The sequence below is a fragment of the Shewanella sp. 0m-6 genome (genome assembly GCF_052977325.1).
Genome location: NZ_JBRIMD010000012.1, coordinates 18,624 through 35,995, shown reverse-complemented (window position 1 = coordinate 35,995; position 17,372 = coordinate 18,624). Strand labels below are relative to the sequence as shown.

The window sequence follows — 17,372 nt, the reverse complement described above, 5'->3', positions numbered from 1 at the left end:
CATGTATATCAATAAACTTACCTCGCCGATCCTCATTATCGCCTATAAAGAGATCTGCGACAGTTCGCGCAATCGTTGGCTTGCTTTTATGGGCAGCATGTTTTTAGTCTTGTCTTTAAGTGTCAGCTTTGCTGGTAGTGCGGTGACGGGAAGTTTGTATCTTCCAGAGCTCAATAGTTTGATGACCAGCTTATCGACCATTTCGGTCTTTATTATTCCATTGGCAGCGATATTGCTCAGCTATGACAGCTTTGTTGGTGAGGACGAGTCCGGTACCTTATTGTTGCTACTTTCCTACCCACTCACGCGGATGCAAATTCTATTTGGTAAGTTGCTCGGCCATGTGACGGTGATGTTTGTTGCCACTGGCGCTGCTTTTGGTTTAACGGCGGTACTATTAATGCTGTTAGGCGACCATTACCACAAGGGAGATCTAATCAGCGCCTTTGTGCAGTTCTTAATAAGTAGCAACCTGTTAGCACTGACCTTTATTTTAATCAGCTATATTGTCAGTCTTAAAAGCACCGAAAAAGCCAAGGCGATTGGCGGTTTACTGCTAATTTGGTTTTTATTTGTCCTTATCTATGATCTGTTACTACTGACTATTTTAGTGTCAGACTTTTCATTCGCGAACCAATATGTCATCAACACCCTTATTGCCATGAGCCCGACGGATCTTTATCGAGCGATTAACCTAGTCGCGATTGATGGAAGCAGTGCCAGCGGCAGTTTAGCCATGATAGCGACAACCGATTGGGGTTTACCTAGCATGTACGCACTATTGCTATTGTGGATAGTGTCATTGACGGGGCTTTCGCATCAAATCTTCAAGCGTAAGCCGCTTTAATGGGATTAAAGCCTCTGAATAACTAGCCCATCAATTTCATGCCTTGAACTCTGTTACTTCTCGACTTGCTGAATCGAGCATCTTGAAGTTACTTGGGTATATATCTAAAGAGGTAAGTTAGCTAAGCGCTAAATTTGTGAGCGTTAGCGACTATTGGCTTACTTACCTCGACTAATTTGAGCCAATAATCACATTCCGCTTAAGTAGTTAACTGTAAACTTCGCGAGTCGAAATATTTATATCTATCAATTACTCCTGATAAGTAGTAGAGGTACATTGTGTTGAAAATTACTCCTTATTTGGAGTTAGATACAGAAGCGAACCAGTTAGTTGATCATGTGAGCGGTAAGACGGTCGGTTTAACTTTCTCAGAATCTGCTGTACTACACCGCCTGTTATTGTCTTCAAATCCCGTTTGCTCAAAAGAAGAGCTTCTTAGCGCTGGCTGGCCCGATCGCGTCGTCGCGGTGACCTCGTTAACTCAATGTATTAGCACCTTGCGTAAAAAGCTCGATGGTTATCGTGAGATCCAATTAAAAACCATTGCTCGTCGTGGTTATCAATTGCATATATCGACCCAATCCCATGTGAAGATGCTAGCAGTCAATGATGCTGAATCGATGCGCGCCGCATTTTTCGATGTGTCTTTACTGGTTAAAATTTCAGGCATCGTAATCGCGTTGCTGTTAATTATTCTTGCCTGGTACTTCAGTGATTATCACAAGGTAAAGCAGAACCTGTCACGCTGGAGTAGCGATGAGCAATTTGAGTTGCAGGTGGGCGGCTTAAAGGGCAGTGCTCAGCTGTTATATAAAGATAATGCGCCGCATCTGCATCCATTTATGTGGGAAAAGCACTTACTGCCAGACACCAGTTTTTTAACTTGTCATGATGATTTTAATGCTTTCGCAGCCACCGATGGTGCCAACTATTCGATGGCACTTTGTCCGGGTAATGATAAAGAACAATGCGCGGGTAAGGGCCTAATTAACATCACGTCGGTCGACTCCGAACCTGCAGAATTAAACCTGCAAAAATTTGTAGATCTGTCGAGCGCCATGGAGCAACGTATTCGCTATAACCGGGTTATGTTGCCTGAGAGCACTGATACTAGCGGCGCTTTTTTAGAGCATAACTACCAAGCGGATGTATATTTTCCGGTTAAAGATGAGCTGCTAATCCGCGCCGATATTAATATGTCACTGATCTATGACTCGGACGATACTGGTGAGTTTTACTCTTCGACCTGTATTACCGACCAAGATTGCTTAACTACACCGATTAAGTACAAGGTGCGAGGCAAGTTTAAGCAATATTCAGGCATGATTGGCGGCCTTAAGGCTGATATATTCCAGGTTAAGGTCGAGCAGAAAGACTTGATTAAGCCAGATAAACTTAATGACTCGGCGGTGCGTTTTTATCGCGATTTGAGAAAGCGCGATATTAAGGATGAGGAGTTGTATTTCATTCGAATTCATCAAGATCACAAGACAGCGGTGTGGATCATTCCGTTGTTTGGGCAAGTTACGGCTTGGTACCATTATGAGAGGTTTGATATCTAAATCGATATAGGTGCTCATATCGAGCTGAGCTGGTTGGTTAGACTGCGTCTAACGGTTACTAGCAATCAAACTTCGTTTGATAAAGGTCGTGGCGCTTCGCTCCACATTGGTAATGCATCAGGCTGCGCCTGACCAAAGTCGTGAGCTTCCAGCTCACACTCGGGCAAAAGGGGGACAACAGCTTCCCCCTCTTGCATCACCCGAGCCGCCCCGACGAAGTTACATGCATTAGATACGGGCCTCATACTCCAATAAAAATCGCCTAACAGCTCAGATGGGACATCCATGTCCCGCTGAGCCTGAACCATCATCCATGATGGTTCTACGGCATTTTCATTTCCGCACTTCGGCAACTTCGATGGGGACTGGTGTTTTCTGTGAGTTCTGCATTACATCAAGGTCATCATCAAATTAGTGGCTGTAAAAGCACATTATGCTGTATGGATAATGTGCTTGTTTTTCTTGTGTTATGTTTAAAACAATGGGTTATAGTTTGCCGTAGAACATTATCAAGACGCATCGATAATATTTAAAAATGCAGCAGCGATAACAATGTTATCCGTGCTGCTGTTTAATAAGCTGTTAGCTGGTAATCAGACTGGAGTTTGTCTTGCATAGCCGAAAAACCTTTTACAAATATAAATCTCTGGATAACTTTGAATTTCTTCTAGATTTGATTCTCAAAGAAAGGATATATGCTGCTTGTCAACATGAGCTTAATGATCCGATGGAAGGTGTCGTACGAATTGATGGCACAATCCCAAAGGAAAAAGAAAAAGAATGGGAAGAGATAATAAAGAAATTTAGGATCGTGTGCTTTAGTAGAGATAAAGACAATCAATTGATGTGGTCACACTATGCTGACGGTGCGAGGGGATGTTTGATTGAATTTGAACTACCAGAAGGTCAAGATGTTCAAAAAGTATCATATTTAAAAAAGCCTTCAATAACTGACCGCCATATATCAATGGAGAAGGCAGCTGAAATTCTTATGTACAAAGAAAAATCATGGAAATATGAAGCTGAAAGTCGGTGCTTATTGATAGGGGAAGAAAAGTTTTTACCTGTAAATATCAAGTCCATAAGGTTTGGTAGTAGAGCTGAAAAGTCTAGAGTTGATATGCTCATACATATTTTACAATTATGCAAACCTGAACTGAAAACTATTATTGAGAGTGAGCAACGCCTAAGTAATAACATTAGATTTACTTCTAGTGGTGTTAGAACCTATGTTGGAAACCGTACTAGAACGGAAGATTATTGCCCTCAATGTTCAGAAAGAGAGATTATAAAAAATGACTTTTGTCGTTAAAGTGCGGCAATAATTAAAAGTTGTGTACAAATCAGCTAGTAAGGCGTTTAGCAAGTCTAACCATAGACACCCACGATAAATGGCATGTTTTCCTCTTACTAAGCTTTCGTTATTGCTGAAGTAAGAGGTGGTTATGCTTCTCCTTGAATAAAGACCCATCATAGAAAGACCCATCATAGACACCCATCGTTAATGGCATGTTTGTAGACCTCTTACTAAGCTTTAGTTATTGCTGAAGTAGGAGGTGATTATGCCCCGCGCTAGAAGTACGCTAATTAGTCTTGAAGACACGCCTTATTATCATTGCTGCAGTCGGGTGGTTCGACGGGCTTTCTTATGTGGTGATGATAAGTACACAGGCAAAAACTATGATCATCGGCGTGGTTGGGTAGAGGAACAAATACTCAAGTTAACAGAAGTATTTGCAATTGATGTAGCAGCCTATGCTGTGATGAGTAACCATCTGCATGTAGTGCTTTATATCGACTTAGAATCCGTTAATCGTTGGTCAGATAGAGAAGTAGTTGAACAGTGGCACAAACTGTTTAATGGTACTGATTTAACTCAGAAGTTTGCTAAAGGTGATGTGATAGAAGAATGTATGGTTGCTACACTCAAGCACCTGATAGCGACATACCGCTCACGTCTCTGTGATATCAGCTGGTTTATGAGGTGCCTTAATGAACCAATTGCAAGGCAAGCTAATTATGAAGACAACTGTACAGGTCATTTCTGGGAGGGGCGATTCAAGAGCCAAGCATTACTGGATGAAGCTGCAGTGCTCGCCTGTATGGCTTATGTAGAGCTTAATCCTATTAGAGCTAAGATGGTCAAAACACCTGAAAAGTCGGACTACACCAGCTTACAATTAAGAGTTAATGAGGCTCTAAAAGGTAAGCAGTCTGCTAAGTTACTGCCGTTTATCGGTAACGAGAGACAACACCAAACCAAAGGTATCAACTTCTCTCTTCAAGATTATCTAACACTTGTAGATGAAACAGGCCGAATCATTCGTGATGACAAGCGAGGAGCCATTTCTCATAGTGCAGAAAAGATATTGAATAGACTCAATATTCCAAGCGATAACTGGATAAAAGTCACCACCGAGTTTGGCAAGCTGTTTCATGGCCCTGTTGGCTCGTTGCAGGAGCTAACTCATTATTGCGAACATTTAGATAAGCGACGACGGCACTTCGCTAATAGCTGTCACCATCTACAAGTCGGCTAAGAACTTCTAAACAAATTACTCGTTATACCGTTCTAGTTCGGTTGGCTTTCCACGCTCGTTTTTTAGCTTATTGACTCTAAACCCCTCAGTTTTATTCAGTTAATCACTAAATTATTTGCCTGCCATCAAATAACGCTACACCTCATGTTTATAGTTTGAGAAAGATTTCGTTATAACGGTTATATTGTTGATTAATAATGGGTGGCAGAGCTTAAAAAGCATTGAACAGCTACCTGCAAAGTTTTACCTGCTAAAAGTCATCAACTTTATTTCTTTGATTGATGAGAAAAAGTCAAAAGTAACCATTAGAAGAGGCAATATATAAAACCTTGATAGATTCATACTGGCAGATGGGCTGAGTAATATTGAACTCAGTCAAAGGTTGATATTTAAAGTCGGTCATAGTCCGGTCACTGTGGTGCACAAACCCATCGTCGATAGCTTAGCGACCCACAATCTATTAGGTGTGCACTTTAATCCCAGTAACTGCTTGGGCTAGCTAAAAGTAATCCATAGCGGGAAGTTTTGAATGAGATTTTTCACAGTGCTAATTTAGTAAGATAAACTTACAGAGAACACTTATTTCCTCATAGTTTTTTGTAGATTTGTGACTTGTTGAAGAAGATATAGCAATAGCCATAATAGATAATGACTATTGCTTCGATAGGGTTACAAAAATAGAAGTAATTAAAGTTTATCTTTAGTTAAGACTAGCTTTATATATTGCTATTCTTGGGTATTGATTGCTAGATCAAATGCCCTTGCAATAGGAGTTCCTCTTGCTGATAGTGCTATAATCATAGTGCGATACTTCTTAGCCTCTAGATTCGGAGAGAAGTTGTGTTTATTTGCCTTCCAATACTCATCCATCAGCGCTATAGCTGCGACATCTGATTTGCTTTGATGATCAAAAACCTCTTTTAGTTGTGCAACGGTAAAGCCTGTTAGTGACAAGTTCTTATCTTTAAAAGAATCTTTTTCTTCGTAAACTTTATGGTTGTTCCCGCGATAAGGTGTTTCAGTTCCATCTGCGCACTTTATTAAGTAATGGGGAGCATGCTTTTTACAATCTTTTGTACAGCCAAAATGGACTTTAGCCTGCTTGTCATTTTCGACTTTCTTTATCACTTCCCACATGTAATCTAATTTTTTTATTGTCTTTAGAGTATTTAGATCCCACACCAGAGAGCTCATGTTTTACACCTTATTTTAGTGAGTATAATGAAGCGGTTACAAAAATACCTGTGCGGACTTTTAAACCTGACTTTACGTACTTATAGCCTTGTTCTTCCATTACTTTTCTAACCATATGACCAGTAAGTTTTTTGAACTCATCAATTGTTTTTTGGTTGGGCTGCAAAGATGGATCAAAGCAATGTCCAAATTTTTCTAGTAATTGAGCAACAAGCGCTTCTAACGCAGGTCTCCCTAAATAAGTCGCAGTTTCCATTCTAATAATCGTTTCTTTATGGTTAAGAAATTGCCAAATAGCAATTGCATCTTTATCTGTATTGAAAGGTTTATAGCGACCAGTTAGTTCTAAATTCATTTTTAAATCTCCTCATGTTTTGGTTTTTTCAATATAGCATTATGATAGATGGCTTGCCAGTAGATATTTCCTGGGGGGGTATCTATTTTGGGGTGGTGAGTGTCCAGAGCTTACAGAAAACACATAGTTCCATATTGAGGTCGCAGAGGTGGTATTTGAGATCGTAGCTTAATGATTTTAGCTGTTAAGTTAATCCATTTTTACTCATTCAGCGTATAGCTAACGACTGTATAAAATTGGCTACAATTAGCAATTGCCTGTCTAAGCTGCAGACCAAACACGAGAGTTAATGGGGTAACCAATGTTTTCAATATTTAAACGAGATCCTGCCAAGAAACTTAAAAAGCTGTATTTTGCTAAGCTTGAGCAAGCGATGCTTGCGCAGAGGAAAGGCGATATTAGAACTTACTCGCTACTGACGGCAGAAGCGGGTGAAATAGATAAACAACTATCAAATCTCAAAATTTCATAGAGCTCGACCATTCCTCAATATCGGCAGTAAAATGCTAATGCTAATGCTAATCTGAGCTACCGAATATGATCAGGAGGCTCAAGACGTTAGTTGTTATACCTAGACTAACTTAGGCTTCAGGCGCGCTGATATGTGACGCCGCCGCACCTCTTTACAACTTGATTCGCATTTTATTGCTATGCAAGATAACCTGCTGTCGCTTTATCTATTTGTTTTCTAATTTGATTCCACCGCCAAGGATGCAGTATGGCCCAGTTTGATAAGTCTGTTTCTATTGTTGTCGATCCAAGTTCCCCCGAGAGTATTACCACTGCGTTGGCTGAGTATCGCGAGCGCTTGCAGGATGGTTCGGCGTTTCGCTTAACCATGAATCTGTTGCTCAATGTGCAGTTTGTTAAGCCTGATGGCAGTGCACTGACTATCGAGGATGCAGGAGATAATCGCGCCTTGGTAGAGCAGGCCATTAATGCCTGTCGTTTTGAGGAAAAACAGGCCTACATCAGTGAACCTGTGCTGTTTGGCGCTGCATTGAATTTCCCAGAACTTATGCCTGCGGTGGTTGAAACGGTTACAGCTTTGGTGGCGTTTTCCCGCAGTCGCAATGACTCTAACGATCTTTGGATAGATGATTACAACGCATTCGGTATCGAAGCCTTGTATATGCTGATTGCAACCGAGGTTAGTTATAGCCCGATGCTCGCTCGTTTTCTGGTGCCTTACTGGGATACGCAAACCATGGCGGCACCGCTGTACTTGCTTGCTGGTTTAGTTGCTAAGCATGGCTGGACGCAAGACCTGATCAAGGCTTATGTCTGGTGCGATAGTGCTGAGGTACGCCGTTATTTTTATGCAGAGACGTCGTCTGAAGAAGCGGATGCGGTGCAACCAGACTTATTGTCGCACCTACAATCCAATCCTGACGATTATCGCTATTTTAAAAACGAGCTTTTAGCGCGACTGCAAACCAGTCCTATTTTAGCGCTTGCGGACGCAACGAACTCGCTGACGCAGATGCTGTTTGAGTATTACGACAGCATGGGCGCTTGGCCTGTGGGATGCGATCGCTGGCAGCTTGAAGACGAGGCTGAATTCTCAAAAGAGGAATGGCAAGACAAGGTTAAACAACAGCTTATTTGTGGCGCTAAGGTTGAAGATGAGATTATCGCCTTAGCGGCAAGCCTTACTGAAACCCGCAGCGAATCGGATTTTTTTGCTATAGCCGAAGCGCAGCGCAATGGCGTTGATAACGTTTATCAAGCTTGGATGCAGCCCGCTGAGGCTGAGCAAGAGATTGATACTGCAGCAGATCCAGAAGTTGAAGCAATCGAGTGGGATGAAGCAACTGGGCGTAGATTCTTTACCTGCTTGAACCCAAGAACAGATTTAATCAGCCAAAATCGACTTGAACGTCTCAGTGATGAGCTTGGCTATCGTGACGGCCAAGAAATCATTGAAGCCTTACCTTATATGCCGTTGCATCTGGGGAGTAGTACTTATCTTGCGCTACGGTTGCTTAATAACCCCAGTCTTGCCGAGCGTACAGCAATTGAGCAATGGCTTGAGCAGCACTTAAGTAAGCTACTCACTGACTTTGTCCTTAAGTATTGCGAAGTACCAGAAGAGGCTAGCGAGGCACTGCATCAGTGGCTTTGCTGTGCTGAGTTTGAAGCAGTTTCTGGAGCTGACTCTCAAGCTGACAATACAGAGAGTATTGACGCAGAAATGATCGAGATTGTGCGCGCAGGTATGGCAAAAGATGGGGGTAAGTCAGGGCCTGAAATCAGCGCTAAACAAGCGGCTTATTGGACCCTGTTTACCCATGATGCGGGTCAGCGCTGCATGTTAACCACCTTGTTTTTACAAAGCGCAAGTAAGCAAAATCAGGCTGAAACGAGTCAGCTCGATCCCTCTAGTCAGGTTGTGCTGTTAGCTAAAAGACATTGGCAACTCTGGCTGTCGCTAGCGCCCCAGCGAGTGATAAATCGCATTGTGAAGTTTAAGGCCGATTATTCGCTTTACGCGGCGATTGATGCTCAAGATGCCGAGGCCGGTTTATTCGATTTATTGCAGCAACACGGTGTAACAGATGCCATGCTTGAAGCCTTTACTTTGATGGTAGATCAACAAGTCGCTGACTATCGTCCTGCCGATCCCCGCTTTGCCCTGCGTTATGCTAGCAAGGTCGCGCAATATGCAGAGTTAGAACCAGCTGATACCTCTATGATAGGGCGTCAGCAGTGGCTGCAATTCGAGGCCTTATTGCAGCAGCTTGAGTACTGCCGTGAAGATCAAGTGCTGGAGTTTTTACAGCATATTAATGCTATCAACCCAGATATGCCGCTGCCGATAGTCCCCATGTTTGAGACCGCCTTGCTCAATACCTTAAAAGAGGATTTCGATGACGCGAGTGCGCAAACTCTGTATGACAAACTGATGGCCTATCTTGCCAGCGGTGAGGGATTAGAGACGTTGAGCCCAGAGGCGTTAAAAATGCCAAAACTGCAGGGCTGGAACCCATACCCAATGCACCGCAGTAAACTCGGGCCGGCTGATTTTATCTGGATGCTACCAAGCGAAATGGCGCAGCGCCTAGCGCTGTTTTTAGCGCAACTAGGTAAGCGTGGCTTACATTGGCTAGGAAGGAGTTCAGTAGAGAGCGCCTATGTTGCCTGTCTTATTCAACGTGGTGAGCTGCAAATGGCAGAGCGCTGGAGCCATTGTGAAGTTGGCAATGAGCGTCACCGAGACAGTGAGATGGGCGATGCGCTCGATATCGCCAAACAAAGCTGGGCACTCAACTGGCTTGATAACGCCGGCGTACCAGAGGCATCTTTGGTGTATTTCGCCGTGCATGAAGGCTATGAGCAACAGGCGTTTGTATGCAGATTAGCGGCAGAAAACCGCTTGCCGGATATGCAGAATTGGTTGACGGCTAATGAGCGGGGACAATTACTTGCGATGCTGCAAGGGGCTGGAACATTGCCACAGGCCACCACAGAAGGTTTTTTGCAAGATTGCTCCAGCGCTGTGAAGCAGTTGGCTAATAAGCTGTTTGGTAACCGAACTTAACAGCAATAGAACTGGGTGGCTGTGTTGCTGCCACCCTTACTCCTTTTTGCAAAGTAAAAGTGCAAGTTTAAAGTGCAAGCTCAAAGTACAAGCTCAAAATAGAAAACATTTTTCAAAGTAGAAGCTCATTACTCATTACTCATTGCTCATAACGGTTTTACACGTCGTATCTAAGCCAATTAGTCTAGATTCCAATTCTTAAAAATAGCCCCTTAAAAATAGCCCCTTAAAAATAGCCCCTTAAAAATAGTCCCTTAAAACACGTTTTAAAGCCCTTTACCCTGGACTTGGGCGCTAGAGGGAGATCCGTTTATCATTTTGCTGCAATACACCAACATCAACCTACTCCCTTTATGATTATAACTGCGCTAGGCCTTATACCGCCTAAGCTTGCGAGACGTCCTTATTAATCGCTGCTTGGTTTTTAATTGCTGCTTTGTAACTTTTTTGCGCTTTAAGAAACGTTTAACGTGCATTTTTATATCTAAAAACATCTCTCTGGCTGTATTTATCTTTCTGTTTTTTAACGTAAATGTTGTTTTCACATCTAATCGCTTCTAATGCTTTTTTTAGTGTGCTGTAGCTCAGGTTTTTACTGTTTTTTATATGGAAAATAGACATCGCTCAGTTGTTTAGCTCAATCGGTGAACGGTTAGTTTTTAAAAAAGTGTGCTTATAAAAGCATGCAAAAACAGTGATAAAAAATAAAATAATGATAAGTAGGAGTGAATGATGAGACGGTGGAAACACAAGGTAGCATTAAGCATGCTGTTTTGTTTTGGTGCCATTGCCAATGCGAACGCTGCTGGAAAATATGACAGTATTCCCCAAATGGGTAAAACCGCTAAAGGGGCAATAGCTGAATACAACGGTATGCAACAAGTCAACGGCGTAAAAACGCTGCAAGACTATATTGTTCAAGAAGAAGAGTTATTTGATTATCTATTCGAAAACCACCCAGTATTCAAATATCAGCAAGCCGGTAATTTAATTGGTGATTACCATATTAGTGACCGTGGTGAAGAGTATTTAGATACAGGTAAGAGCCCAGATTATAGTGAACGTGTTGGCGCGCCTCGCGCAGTTCAATACCGTCTAGGTGCTAAATCAATTCTAGATTATCCAAACAACTTCGTTGGCCCTGAAAAGTGTGCTGAATGTCATGCGACTCAATATGAGAAGTGGCAGCGTTCGCGTCATGCTAAAACAATTCGTTTCCCTGGTGAACACCCAGAAGTGGATAACGATATTGAAAAAACCATGTACAACACTAAAGATACCTCAATCTTACCAGACGGTATTACCCCTGACATGATCTATGCAACTGTTGGTACACCTCGTACCAAATACGGTTTCATCGATGCGTGGCTTGTACGTGGTACTTACCACATCAGAGACGGTTTATTACGTGACGGTACCGGTAAAATGGTAGCGGGTGCTAACCAGTTCTCTCGTGGTTGGGCTGAATGGTTAACGCCTGAAATGTCAAAGAAAATTAACGATGTTATTCCTGAGTTCCCAACAACCCTTGAAGGTTTTGGTGGTTCAGGTTCGCACCAGCAAGGTATGAGCTCATACGGTGCTAAGTACGAAAAAGAGATGTTGTTCCAACCAGCAAGTTCTTACTGTGAAGTGTGCCATACGTTTAAGTTTGACTTCCAAAACAAGCAAGAGTTCTTCGATGCATTAGGCGATCCTAAGAAGCTTCAAGAGCACACGATTTCTCGTGGTATCGCTTGTGAAGAGTGTCATGGCGCGGGTGGTCACTTAGATGGTGGTACTGGCGGTATGCAGTCTAACTGTGAACGTTGTCACCAGCGTTTCCAGTATGACCCTACTCTTGCTGACACGCCTCAAGCACAAGAAAAGCGTGAGTACGCTTTCGGTGTGAAGATGAAGTCACTCTGTCCATCATGTGGTACTGAAGGTTCTCAGATGTATAACTCTGAGCACTACGAGAAGGGCATGCGCTGTACGACTTGTCACGATCCGCACGAAGTGACTGATGGTTCTTGGCAGTCTGGTTTCACTACACCAAAGCTGAAGAAAGACTGTAAAGACTGTCACGAAGCGCAGACTTTGATTGCTGAAAACTCAGATACACACAATAAGCAAACATGTCAAAGCTGTCACATGCCTAACATGGGTAGCTGTGAAAACTTCAAGGCACTGCAGTTCCCTGACCAAGCTGGTTTCGACGCAGTACGTAAGTCTCATATGTGGAAGATTCAAGTCGACCCAACGATGAAGACGCTAAACCCACCTGAAGGTGAGCCACGTACTCAAGGTCCTAAAGCGGGTAAAGGTTGGACTGTTGCTAAGAACGAAGAAGGCCGCTCATACCTAGACTTAATGTGGTCTTGTGCTCGTACCTCTATCTCTGACCACGACGTGGTAGAGAACAAGGGTTGTCACAGCCAGTTCCAGTCTGAGCTTGAAACAGGCTTACATTACGAAGACCAGTTAGAGATCTACGGTGAAGTAATGAAGATGCAAACACCTGTTAAAGAAGTGTTCGCGAAAGTTGAGCAAGCTCTTGTACGCATCGACCAGCTATTAGAAGTCACTAAGTTGTCTACTGAAGACAAGACTCAAGTGCTAATGCTAGCTGAGAAGGCTGCAGAGACTGTTGATCTAATCAAGAAAGACGGTTCTTGGGGTGTGCATGGCTTCCGTTATAGCCAGAAGCGTCTAGATGCTGCACTTACTTATGTTACACAAGCGCAAAACATCTTAGATGGAACAGGTTACGCAGCTAAATAAGCCGCCTAACTCGTTAACCGCCTCGGCATGCATTGCAGCGTAATAATTGCCGAGGCAATAAAGAGAAAGATTATGAAAAAAGCACTGGGTCAAATTCTGGTAAGCCTCACGTTAATTGCAAGTTCAGCTAGCTGTTTCGCTGGTGGTGGTTCTGCGATGGCACCTGCTCATCGTTACGAACACCAGCTCAACACCATCAGCATGATGGAAGCTGAGACCTTAATCGGTAAGGAAGGTGTTTACTTTTTCGATGTGAATACGCTTGAACTTTGGGCTGAAGGGTTCATTCCAGGTGCTATTTACTTCAACGTTAAAGATTGGAAAAAATTACTGCCAGCTAAGAAAGATGCAGTGATGGTGTTTTATTGCGCCAACCGCCTATGTAATGCCAGCGAGATAGCGGCACATGAGGCGATGAAGATGGGCTACAGCAATGTTTTACAGATGCCAGATGGAATTTATGGATGGCGACTTTCAAATAGAGTCACAGAAAAGCCATAACAGCAGGATGTTGGGTAACAGAAGTTAAACGCAACTAGTTTATTTAAAGAGATGATTATTATGAAAAAATTCACAAAAACTACCCTAGCTGTTGTGACAGGTTTGACCCTGTTTATGTCTGCAAATTCAATGGCTAATACTGAGCTGACATCTGATGTTGAAAAAGAGTCTTACAGTATCGGTGCTTCTTTAGGTAAATATATCTCTGGCCAAACTTACAGCCAAACAGAGCTGGGTGCTGAAGTGGATGTCGACCTCGTCATTGAAGGCGTTGTTGATGCGCTGAAAAATAACCCACAGTTTTCAGATGAAGAAATCCTGACTTTCCTAAATCAGCGCGCAGAGACGCTAAATACCGCACGTGAAGCCGCTGAAGCAAAGCTTGCACTCGCTAACGTGACAGCAGGCAATGAATACCTGGCTGACAATAAAAACAAAAATGGCGTAACAGAGACGGCTTCAGGTCTGCAATATGAAGTCATTAGTGAGGGAGAAGGCCGTAAGCCAAACCCACAAGATGTCGTCACAGTGCACTACAAAGGTTTCTTAATCGATGGCACTGAATTTGACGACTCTCACAAGCGTAACGAGCCAAATCGCTTTGCACTAATGAGCGTGATTGAAGGCTGGCAAGAAGGCATTCCGTTAATGAACGAAGGGTCGACGTATAAGTTTGCTATTCCTGCAGCACTAGCCTATGGCGACAAGCAAGTTGGCATTATCCCACCGCAATCGACATTGGTGTTTGAAGTCGAGCTGGTGAAAGTTGAGGCACCTGGTGATAACGCACACGGCATGGGGCTCAGTGGTATGGGCATGGGTGGCATGATGGGCGGCGGTCACTAGTTTTAGTTGATGGCGTTATTGCCAAGGTTTTAAGTTTATTGTTTTAGTTAGTTAGTTTGGTTTGTAGAGAGTCACTATGAATAGTTTAGCTATCGGCATTACTGTCACTTTATGTGCAGTTATCACTTTAATTTGGCGTCATCATCACTCTTGTCAAAAGCAAGGTGTTACGCCGATAGCTAACTCTTTTAATGATGATAGCAGCAATAAAGAGGGGGATTTTAAGGTTGCGACTGGGATGGTTGTTGTACTTGTCAGTGTGACCTTACTTATGTACTCACAATTAGGCCATTTCAATGATTGGAATAAAGGAGTGGTCGACGAAAATATTGATTACCTGATCACCGCAGAAATCAATAAAAATGCAAAAAAAGTCAATGAGCAACCTAGTAATGAAATTGCATTATTAAATCTGGCTCAATCCTACGTTGATGGCGGCCTGTATAGCGAGTCGGTGCAAACTTTCGATGAGCTACTCAAACTGTCGGGCGATGATGCAGGTATTTTAGGGATGAAAGCCAATGCCATGTATTACCGCGATAACCGTGAAATGAGTCTAGACATTGATTTGGTTATCGCCAGAGCCTTAGCGCTCGACGAATATGAGCCTCAATCTCGCCTGTTACTTGCGACCCACGCTTACCTTAATGGTCAGTACGACAAAGCCATCGAGCAATGGCTGACTCTACTTAAAAGCGATAAGCAAAACGTTAACCGAGCCTCAATTAATAATGCAATTTTAAGAGCAGAGCAAAAAATAGCTAATCGTTCAGTGGCTGCATCTGAGTAAAGTCACGTAAAACCTAATAAGTATAAATATATCAGCAAAATAGCTGATAGCTGGAGGATGCTGTGAGTGAAAATATAGAGAGACGGAGGTTCCTTAAGTGCTTAGGAGCCAGCTCTTTGATAATAGCGCCCTTAGGGTGTAGCTCTGTCAAAGAGGGTGAGTCAGATGCAAGCAAGCCCCATTATGCGATGGTGTTTGATCAAAATAAATGTACCGGCTGCGGCGAGTGCAAAGAGGCCTGTAATCTAGCCAATAACTTACCAGCAGGTAAGTCTAGATTGTTGTTAGAACAGCACTCTGGTGGATTAGAGGGACAACCTTGCCCACATTGCGGCAAAACAACCGAATGTGGCTGTGAGCGTAAGTTTGTACGCGTCTCTTGTCAGCAGTGTAAGAATGCCCCTTGTGTGACCGTTTGCCCAACTGGCGCAGCGCACCGAGATGAGAAAACCGGCATTGTCACTATGGACGCGTCTAAGTGTGCAGGTTGTAAGTACTGCATTGCAGCTTGCCCATATGATGCGCGCTTTATTAATAAAGAAACCGATGTCGCTGATAACTGTGACTTCTGCCTTAATAGCAAACTTGCCATTGGTGAGCTACCTGCTTGTGTGCAGAAATGCCGTTATGATGCACTGATTTTTGGTGATATCAACGATCCGACATCCTATATCAGCAAGCTTTTAAGAGTAAAAGATTCTGTGCGAATTAAGCCAGGATTTGGAACTGAGCCAAGCTTGCGTTACATCCCTATTGTAAAGCTAGGAGTATAGATATGGACGGTAATATTGAGTTTACAATGGGGTTATCTGAGGGCCTAGCATGGCCCTGGCCTATTGCTGTGTACTTGTTTTTTGCGGGGATCTCTGGTGGTGCGCTAGCCACTGCATTATTCCTGCGATTCTACAAAAAGCAGACAACCAACACGCCATTTTATAAAGCGGCAGCATTAATCTCATTTGTGACGATTAGCTTAGGTATGTTATGTCTGGTTTTAGACTTAACCAACCCGCTGTTTTTCTGGAGAATTCTGGTTTTCTATAACCTAAATTCAGTCATGTCGATTGGTGTTATCGCACTATCGGTGTATATCCCGTTAGTGGCTTTGATTGCACTATTTGCCTTTGAAGAAGAGATCCGCTCAGTACCCGCACTTAAGGTACTAGTACCTGTGGTTGAAAAGCTAAAAGGCATTCGCCGCCCATGTGAAGTCACCGTATTAGTATTGGCATTGGCTGTCTGTGCTTATACTGGTTTCCTTATCTCGGCACTGGTTCGTTTTCCTATCATCAACACCTCTGTTTTACCAGCACTCTTTATTGCCTCTGGTATTTCAGCGGGCGCAGCAGCAGCCAAAATGCTTGCCGTGTCGATGTTTAAAGAAGACTTACACAGCCAAGATATGAAAGTGCTTCATGGTGCTGAGTGGCCAATCATGATTGCTGAAATGCTATTTATCTTCATGATCGTGACTTCACTTATGACGGGTAATGCTGGGGCACAAAGTGCATTTGAAGCGTTCCATACCGGTGAATGGGCAGCGGTGTTCTGGTTTGGTGTGGTCGGCCTAGGTTTTGGTGGCCCGCTATTACTTAACTTTGCTACCGGTAAGTCGTTTAGTCATTCGGCTAAAGCGTTCTATTTATCGGGTGTGTGCGCCGTTGCTGGCATGATGTGTCTGCGTATGTTCATCCTATATGCTGGTCAAACCTTTGCTATCTAGCCATAAGGCAAGCTAGTTAAGTGAGTTGTTCGCTCCTAATGCTTCGTCCCTGCAAGGTGAGTGTTAGGAGTTGAGCAACAATTGGTTCAACACTCACATCTTGTTACCTCATCTGTAAAAACAAGCGGTGAGTTTTCCTATCTTTCTGTTGTAGTTGGAAGTCGAATGAAAAAATTGATGTTCATCTTGATGTTAGTCCCATTTATGTTTGCTTGTAGTCAAGGTGATGCCGCTGTGCAGTCGACACAAGCTGAACCGATTCATGATCACGACCGTTGCCACTTGTGCGGCATGATGATCACTAAATACCCAGGGCCTAAAGGGCAGTTGAGATTAAAGAATGAATCCATAGTGCCAAAGTTTTGCTCGACACGAGACATGTTTAATTTTGCGCTACAACCAGAGAATAAGCGCCAGATCACCCAGCTAAAAGTGCATGATATGGCGCAGACTGATTGGCAGCAACCTGATGATCAGAGCTTTATTGATGCGACCTCTGCTTGGTATGTTTATGGCACTAGTAAACAAGCGGTGATGGGGCCTGCTGTTGCCTCATTTTCGAGTAAAGAAAGTGCAACCCAGTTTGCCCAAGAATTTGGTGGCGCGGTACTGACTTATGAGCAGATCACGATTGAACTGCTCGCTGGCGAGTAAGTGAGTCATTTAAGGCTTAGCTAATGCTCGCTGGCTAATACGAGCCACCTTCTTAA

General features: G+C 43.3%; 16 protein-coding genes. 13 read left to right on the top strand and 3 right to left on the bottom strand.

Annotation, left to right across the window (positions count from 1 at the left end):
- The first annotated feature begins 1 nt into the window (after position 1).
- Both ACVBJC_RS11015 and ACVBJC_RS11010 read left to right on the top strand, forming a co-directional pair.
- A complete protein-coding gene (locus tag ACVBJC_RS11015; protein WP_447160852.1) occupies positions 2-847 on the top strand; it encodes an ABC transporter permease in 846 nt (281 codons plus the stop codon).
- A gap of 278 nt (positions 848-1,125) precedes the next feature.
- Positions 1,126-2,409, top strand: coding sequence for a winged helix-turn-helix domain-containing protein (locus tag ACVBJC_RS11010; protein WP_447160853.1), 1,284 nt, complete (start codon positions 1,126-1,128; stop codon positions 2,407-2,409).
- A 65-nt stretch (positions 2,410-2,474) separates the two neighbouring features.
- On the opposite strand, the gene ACVBJC_RS11005 is transcribed toward ACVBJC_RS11010, so the two are convergent.
- Positions 2,475-2,696, bottom strand: coding sequence for a hypothetical protein (locus ACVBJC_RS11005; RefSeq protein WP_447160854.1), 222 nt, complete (start codon positions 2,694-2,696; stop codon positions 2,475-2,477).
- Positions 2,697-3,019: 323 nt separating this feature from the next.
- On the opposite strand from ACVBJC_RS11005, the gene ACVBJC_RS11000 reads away from it, so the two are divergent.
- Both ACVBJC_RS11000 and ACVBJC_RS10995 read left to right on the top strand, forming a co-directional pair.
- Entirely contained in the window at positions 3,020-3,721 is a 702-nt protein-coding gene (locus tag ACVBJC_RS11000; protein WP_447160855.1) for a hypothetical protein, read from the top strand.
- Between the two features lie 250 nt (positions 3,722-3,971).
- Entirely contained in the window at positions 3,972-4,949 is a 978-nt protein-coding gene (locus ACVBJC_RS10995; RefSeq protein WP_447160856.1) for a transposase, read from the top strand.
- A 726-nt stretch (positions 4,950-5,675) separates the two neighbouring features.
- Here ACVBJC_RS10995 and ACVBJC_RS10990 read toward each other — a convergent pair.
- Positions 5,676-6,143, bottom strand: a complete 468-nt coding sequence (locus tag ACVBJC_RS10990) for a hypothetical protein (RefSeq protein WP_447160857.1) — start codon at positions 6,141-6,143, stop codon at positions 5,676-5,678.
- A 10-nt stretch (positions 6,144-6,153) separates the two neighbouring features.
- Positions 6,154-6,498, bottom strand: a complete 345-nt coding sequence (locus ACVBJC_RS10985; protein WP_447160858.1) for a hypothetical protein — start codon at positions 6,496-6,498, stop codon at positions 6,154-6,156.
- A 301-nt stretch (positions 6,499-6,799) separates the two neighbouring features.
- Between ACVBJC_RS10985 and ACVBJC_RS10980 the strand changes: the two genes are divergently transcribed.
- From ACVBJC_RS10980 to ACVBJC_RS10940, 9 genes are all read left to right on the top strand, one after another.
- Positions 6,800-6,970 carry a DUF6435 family protein gene (locus ACVBJC_RS10980; RefSeq protein ID WP_439267683.1) on the top strand — a complete coding sequence of 57 codons (171 nt, stop codon included), beginning with the start codon at positions 6,800-6,802 and terminating at the stop codon, positions 6,968-6,970.
- A gap of 246 nt (positions 6,971-7,216) precedes the next feature.
- Positions 7,217-10,039: a hypothetical protein gene (locus ACVBJC_RS10975; RefSeq protein WP_447160859.1), complete on the top strand. Its 2,823-nt coding sequence runs from the start codon at positions 7,217-7,219 to the stop codon at positions 10,037-10,039.
- Positions 10,040-10,771: 732 nt separating this feature from the next.
- Positions 10,772-12,802 (top strand): multiheme c-type cytochrome, encoded by a 2,031-nt coding sequence (locus tag ACVBJC_RS10970; RefSeq protein ID WP_447160860.1) that lies wholly within the window; start codon positions 10,772-10,774, stop codon positions 12,800-12,802.
- 72 nt (positions 12,803-12,874) lie between these two features.
- Positions 12,875-13,303 carry a rhodanese-like domain-containing protein gene (locus tag ACVBJC_RS10965; RefSeq protein WP_447160861.1) on the top strand — a complete coding sequence of 143 codons (429 nt, stop codon included), beginning with the start codon at positions 12,875-12,877 and terminating at the stop codon, positions 13,301-13,303.
- 60 nt (positions 13,304-13,363) lie between these two features.
- Positions 13,364-14,149: an FKBP-type peptidyl-prolyl cis-trans isomerase gene (locus tag ACVBJC_RS10960; RefSeq protein ID WP_447160862.1), complete on the top strand. Its 786-nt coding sequence runs from the start codon at positions 13,364-13,366 to the stop codon at positions 14,147-14,149.
- Between the two features lie 76 nt (positions 14,150-14,225).
- A complete protein-coding gene (locus ACVBJC_RS10955) occupies positions 14,226-14,939 on the top strand; it encodes a tetratricopeptide repeat protein (RefSeq protein WP_447160863.1) in 714 nt (237 codons plus the stop codon).
- 62 nt (positions 14,940-15,001) lie between these two features.
- The gene (locus tag ACVBJC_RS10950; protein ID WP_447160864.1) at positions 15,002-15,712 is read left to right on the top strand and encodes a 4Fe-4S dicluster domain-containing protein; all 711 of its coding nucleotides are present in this window, start codon (positions 15,002-15,004) and stop codon (positions 15,710-15,712) included.
- 2 nt (positions 15,713-15,714) lie between these two features.
- Positions 15,715-16,662, top strand: a complete 948-nt coding sequence (gene nrfD, locus ACVBJC_RS10945) for an NrfD/PsrC family molybdoenzyme membrane anchor subunit (RefSeq protein ID WP_447160865.1) — start codon at positions 15,715-15,717, stop codon at positions 16,660-16,662.
- Between the two features lie 189 nt (positions 16,663-16,851).
- Entirely contained in the window at positions 16,852-17,316 is a 465-nt protein-coding gene (locus tag ACVBJC_RS10940) for a nitrous oxide reductase accessory protein NosL (RefSeq protein WP_447160885.1), read from the top strand.
- The last annotated feature ends 56 nt before the right edge of the window (positions 17,317-17,372 follow it).

Coding starts and splice junctions, on each gene's coding strand:
- ACVBJC_RS11005 (WP_447160854.1), bottom strand. CDS start 2,696: ATGGATGTCCCATCTGAGCTGTTAGGCGATTTTTATTGGAGTATGAGG.
- ACVBJC_RS10975 (WP_447160859.1), top strand. CDS start 7,217: ATGGCCCAGTTTGATAAGTCTGTTTCTATTGTTGTCGATCCAAGTTCC.
- ACVBJC_RS10985 (WP_447160858.1), bottom strand. CDS start 6,498: ATGAATTTAGAACTAACTGGTCGCTATAAACCTTTCAATACAGATAAA.
- ACVBJC_RS10995 (WP_447160856.1), top strand. CDS start 3,972: ATGCCCCGCGCTAGAAGTACGCTAATTAGTCTTGAAGACACGCCTTAT.
- ACVBJC_RS10990 (WP_447160857.1), bottom strand. CDS start 6,143: ATGAGCTCTCTGGTGTGGGATCTAAATACTCTAAAGACAATAAAAAAA.
- ACVBJC_RS10955 (WP_447160863.1), top strand. CDS start 14,226: ATGAATAGTTTAGCTATCGGCATTACTGTCACTTTATGTGCAGTTATC.
- ACVBJC_RS10965 (WP_447160861.1), top strand. CDS start 12,875: ATGAAAAAAGCACTGGGTCAAATTCTGGTAAGCCTCACGTTAATTGCA.
- ACVBJC_RS11015 (WP_447160852.1), top strand. CDS start 2: ATGTATATCAATAAACTTACCTCGCCGATCCTCATTATCGCCTATAAA.
- nrfD (WP_447160865.1), top strand. CDS start 15,715: ATGGACGGTAATATTGAGTTTACAATGGGGTTATCTGAGGGCCTAGCA.
- ACVBJC_RS10960 (WP_447160862.1), top strand. CDS start 13,364: ATGAAAAAATTCACAAAAACTACCCTAGCTGTTGTGACAGGTTTGACC.
- ACVBJC_RS10980 (WP_439267683.1), top strand. CDS start 6,800: ATGTTTTCAATATTTAAACGAGATCCTGCCAAGAAACTTAAAAAGCTG.
- ACVBJC_RS10940 (WP_447160885.1), top strand. CDS start 16,852: ATGTTAGTCCCATTTATGTTTGCTTGTAGTCAAGGTGATGCCGCTGTG.
- ACVBJC_RS10970 (WP_447160860.1), top strand. CDS start 10,772: ATGAGACGGTGGAAACACAAGGTAGCATTAAGCATGCTGTTTTGTTTT.